Genomic DNA, 2,929 nt, shown 5'->3' on the forward strand with positions numbered 1-2,929 from the left:
ATTGGCCCTTCTTGCCAATAACGATTGAATAATGGGAGCGGAGTGAGCTGAGAGGTTCACGCTCCGTTCTGAGAGAGACTGAGGGGGCGGTTCCTTCGGTCTACTCACCGACTGCTGCATTGTAAGACTGAGGAAGAAGCCGGAAAAATCATGAAAATGCTGGATGAGCGGCTGAAATCGGACTGCTGAACTAATTTTCAACCCCGGACACCAATTTCCCGACGCTCCCAGAAGACTCAACACGAGGCGTGAAGACAAGAAAATCCTGTCCGATGAACAGCCCTCTAAGGATTCAAACCGCCTGTTTTAGATTGACTGAATGTATAACTTCAGAATCATAGTTCTTAATAAAAGATGCCTCTGAGACCGTAAGCTGAGGACGAAATCTTGGTCTGAAATAGCTGATCGTTTTATACAAAAATGTATACAAAAGCCCTCTGCTTCCCAGGAGGGTCGAAAATGCATTTTTCCAAAATTTTAGACTCCAAAGACTTCGATCTTGAGCAGAAAGAAGTAAAATTCCAAATAGAACCATTGGCAGTACAAGCCATATATCAATCATGACACACGATAGCATTCGACTAAAATACCCATAATTCTTCAATTCCATGACTGAATGCATAGTTGTCTTATGTTCTATTTCTTCTACCACATGCCAACGCCAAAGTTGGCAAATCTGTTGATCGCTCGTGTCTTTATATCGAGAATAGTGATTGATAAAATAAGTTGCCACAACCCCTGTCAAATGTTCTCCTGAAGCACAGATACCGATCTTCAAAGACAGAGGAAAATATCGGCTTACGAAATTTCCATAAGATTGAACCAACCGAGTGATGATAGAAAAGGAATAATGAGCGCCTTCGAGATGCTTGTTGTAGCGATTGTGAATCTTTCTATGATTTGACTCTTGCTTCATAAATCGAACAAGATCTTCTCGACATTCCGCTTCATGAGGGACATTAGCCAAACTACCAAATTCTATCATTCGTTTTTCATATTCCGGTAAAATAATTGACAGTGCATGATAGAAGTTGCTTTCAAAAGGGGCTTCGCGAATCCAGGAGCATGAATTCGAAAATGATAGCATACTGTCGGGTAAGGGTCTCAAGCTGAATTTACCTCCATTCCGTACAATGGTAGTATCGGTAATCCAAAAGGCCGACTGAAATATTTCTTAAAATTACGAAAATATTTAAGTAATATTAGGCCTTGTACTTGTTTTACTTAAGTATTTGAATAGATTATAAGTTTTCTCCTGTTCAACCAATCTGCAAGGAAGCGGGGTGGTTTAAAATGGCCAGGACGATTCTGGATTGGTCCAAGTGGCGAACTCGGCGTGGATATCTTTTCTCGCAAGGCGTGCACAATACAAAGCAACTTTATATGCGGGTTGAAGGAATGCTCTGGCGCGCTCGCACAGGCAGTCCTTGGCGTGATCTGCCGCCACGGTTCGGACCCTGGTCGTCGGTATATAATCTGTTCAACCGCTGGTCGATCAAAGGAATTCTTGGAGGTGTTCTGAAAATTTATGGATTCAATCCGGAGGATGCATGGAATTGCATTTATTCGACCATCAATCGAGCCCATCAGCATGCATCGGGTGGACCCAAAGGATATGATCATGCTATAGGTCGATCGAAAGGTGGATTGACGACCAAAGTAAACATGCTGTCCGATGCACATGGCAATCCAGTGACATTCGAATTAAACGGTGGAAACGCACACGATATGTCCGCAGCAGACCTATTGTGCAAAACCCCGATTTCTTGCCTGTTGCTGAAGGCAAGACTTATGCGAAACGCCACGAGCTGTCCCCGAATCATCCACCCTAAAAAATGAAAAGAGCAGCGGCCAGGCGCGCACTTAAAAAACTCACAACCTTTCTTGGAAGAGTGATACGGGATATCAGAAGACAGCTTCCCGATCCACCACCTGCTCTGGGGCTTCTTCTCGCCCAGGCGGAATCCATCCTCAATTGACACCCAAACCAGAAGGACAAAATCCATGGCCTACATGCTCCAGAGGTGTCCTGCATCGCAAAAGGCAAGGCGAAAAAGAAATACGAATTCGGATCCAAGGTATCGATAGCGACAACGGCAAAGTCCTGCTGGGTTCTTGCTATTCAGTCCTTTCAAGGAAATCCATTTGACGGTCACACTCTCTCTGATACACTCTGGATGGTCAAAAATCTTCATAATGTCTGGCCGGCAGAAGACTATCTGGATCAAGGGTACAAAGGTTTTGATGGATTGGTATGGGGATCACAAGCGTACATCGCCGGTAAGGCAAAGAATCCACCGCTAAACATTAAACGCCGATCAAGCATCGAACCCGTTATTGGGCACATGAAGCACGATCACAGGCTCGGGCGAAACTATCTTTTGGGCGCAAAAGGCGATGGAATCAACGCCGTCATGTCCGGAGCAGGCTTCAACCTTAGAAAGTTGATGGCCATCGTTCACGTGAGCGTAAAATGCATTTTTGAGCGATTGCGTCTTATTCCGGACCTTGGCCACTCTTTGAATTTTGTTCGCTCCATAGCCTGAACAAACTTTTTCATGGACGACAAGATAGGAGCTCTAAACAGGCTCAAAGGGAAACCCCGGAAGGAATGTGGGTTCGGAACTGTGGCGATGGGGAAGAAAGTCCGAGAAAAAGTCAATGAACATGTCAGACGTTGAATGCGAATTGAATACTGGACATATTTCCGAAGCTGGAGTGAGGTTTTAAAGGGGATCAGTCCCCGGACAGAAAAGGGCTCTGTCGCAAACTTTTCCGAGGCTAAAGGGAGTTTCTGAAGGGATCATTCCCCGGACGCAGTTATCCTGCGAGGGCGTAAAACTGTTCGAATGGAGTGGAGCCCGGGATGTCCAGCTGGCCTTTCTTGATCATGGCCATCATCTCGATTCCGGCAATGATTTTTGCGGCC

General features: G+C 45.4%; 3 protein-coding genes and 1 pseudogene. 2 read left to right on the plus strand and 2 right to left on the minus strand.

Annotation, left to right across the window (positions count from 1 at the left end; all coding sequences use genetic code 11):
* Positions 1-292 precede the first annotated feature (292 nt).
* Positions 293-1,108 carry a metal-dependent hydrolase gene (locus VE954_RS08585; RefSeq protein ID WP_324951692.1) on the minus strand — a complete coding sequence of 272 codons (816 nt, stop codon included), beginning with the start codon at positions 1,106-1,108 and terminating at the stop codon, positions 293-295.
* Between the two features lie 185 nt (positions 1,109-1,293).
* Between VE954_RS08585 and VE954_RS44150 the strand changes: the two genes are divergently transcribed.
* Together VE954_RS44150 and VE954_RS08590 are read left to right on the plus strand one after the other, a co-directional pair.
* A complete protein-coding gene (locus VE954_RS44150) occupies positions 1,294-1,839 on the plus strand; it encodes an IS5 family transposase (RefSeq protein ID WP_414698984.1) in 546 nt (181 codons plus the stop codon).
* Between the two features lie 338 nt (positions 1,840-2,177).
* The gene (locus tag VE954_RS08590; RefSeq protein WP_324951694.1) at positions 2,178-2,546 is read left to right on the plus strand and encodes a hypothetical protein; all 369 of its coding nucleotides are present in this window, start codon (positions 2,178-2,180) and stop codon (positions 2,544-2,546) included.
* 274 nt (positions 2,547-2,820) lie between these two features.
* On the opposite strand, the pseudogene VE954_RS43750 reads toward VE954_RS08590, so the two are convergent.
* Positions 2,821-2,929 (minus strand): annotated as a pseudogene (locus tag VE954_RS43750) (IS6 family transposase); the annotation flags it as partial.

Origin of the sequence: Oligoflexus sp. (assembly GCF_035638955.1) — a bacterium.
In the GTDB taxonomy this organism is placed as follows: Bacteria; Bdellovibrionota_B; Oligoflexia; order Oligoflexales; family Oligoflexaceae; genus Oligoflexus.

What these genes read in the sequence shown, in the direction of transcription:
- VE954_RS44150 (WP_414698984.1), top strand. Translation starts at nt 1,294, where the DNA reads ATGGCCAGGACGATTCTGGATTGGTCCAAGTGGCGAACTCGGCGTGGA.
- VE954_RS08590 (WP_324951694.1), top strand. Translation starts at nt 2,178, where the DNA reads ATGGTCAAAAATCTTCATAATGTCTGGCCGGCAGAAGACTATCTGGAT.